This window comes from Pseudomonas graminis (assembly GCF_004364335.1).
Lineage (GTDB): Bacteria > Pseudomonadota > Gammaproteobacteria > Pseudomonadales > Pseudomonadaceae > Aquipseudomonas > Aquipseudomonas graminis_D.
Map to the genome: position 1 here is coordinate 1 of NZ_SOCR01000027.1, position 1097 is coordinate 1097.

Here is a 1097-nt window from a genome sequence, read left to right on the forward strand (position 1 = left end):
GACGATACAGGCCGACGGCTCATTCAGTTGCACGGTTTCACTTGCGCTCGGCGAGCATAGCTTTACTGCTACGTCTGGTGTAGTACGCTCAGACAGATATATTGTGCATCGTCTACCGATCGGGCCAATCTATGAGGATTTTGAAACCTTCCCACGCAGAAACTTGGTACCCAACGAAACCATTATAAACCCCTACACAGGGACATCCGTTCGATTAAAATCCGGGGCCGCATCAATTGGAAACCTGCGTGACCCTGATGGCCCTACAACTTATCAGTACTTGTTTTTCGAGTACGGCACTGTTGAGATAAAACCGCCAAACCGCCCCAAGAAAGTCACATTCACACGATCGTCTGTACACAATGGAGCTAAAATTAGCTACTTTGATGAGCGGCACGCCGCTATAGGCGAGCGCTTGCTAGACGAAGGAATAATGATTATTAATAGCGACATTCCAATTTACTTTCTGGAGTTGTCAAAAATTTGCGAACTAGGTACATATGAACTTATTGACAACTTCACATTCGAGTAAACTCCCAACAATTTCTCAGAACATTATTTTTTAGACGACGACGTACCACTGCACCGCTTCGCGGACAAGCTCAGTTACATCGGCAAGTTTGAAGAAGTAGCGGGGCGGAAGTTTTGTGGCGGACAACTGCACCAGCTCGCCAAGCAGGTTAAAAAAGGGGGCATCAGCCCCCATTCCCGGTTCAGAAGGATTAAGGCAGAACAAAACGCCTTCCTTTAATATTGATTTCATCCAGTGACTGTTTAGAAATACGTACATCAAGATCTTCTCACAGTATCTGCAGCGAGCTGTTCAAGTGCTCAACGCTCAAGTATCGCCGTAACCCCCTGCCCGCCCGCTACGCATATCGAAATCAGCCCTCGTCCCTGCCCCGACACGCTCAACAACTTGGCCAGGTTGGCGACGATACAGCCACCTGTCGCCGCAAAAGGATGACCCGCCGGCAATGAGCTGCCTTTGACATTCAGCTGGCTGCGATCAATCGATCCCAGCGGCGCATTCAACCCCAGGCGGGTTTTGCAGTAACCCGGGCCTTTCCAGGCCTTTAAGGTGCACAGCACTTAAG

The 1097-nt window shown here is 49.5% G+C and carries 2 protein-coding genes and 1 pseudogene; 1 reads left to right on the forward strand and 2 read right to left on the reverse strand.

Annotation, left to right across the window (positions count from 1 at the left end; translation table 11 throughout):
• The coding region (locus EC919_RS27305; RefSeq protein ID WP_208295019.1) for a hypothetical protein at positions 1 to 532 on the forward strand (532 nt) is incomplete at its 5' end.
• Positions 533 to 562: 30 nt separating this feature from the next.
• On the opposite strand, the gene EC919_RS27050 is transcribed toward EC919_RS27305, so the two are convergent.
• A complete protein-coding gene (locus EC919_RS27050) occupies positions 563 to 790 on the reverse strand; it encodes a hypothetical protein (RefSeq protein WP_133777461.1) in 228 nt (75 codons plus the stop codon).
• 41 nt (positions 791 to 831) lie between these two features.
• Positions 832 to 1092: pseudogene (locus EC919_RS27055) on the reverse strand (acetyl-CoA C-acetyltransferase); the annotation flags it as partial.
• Positions 1093 to 1097: the final 5 nt, after the last annotated feature.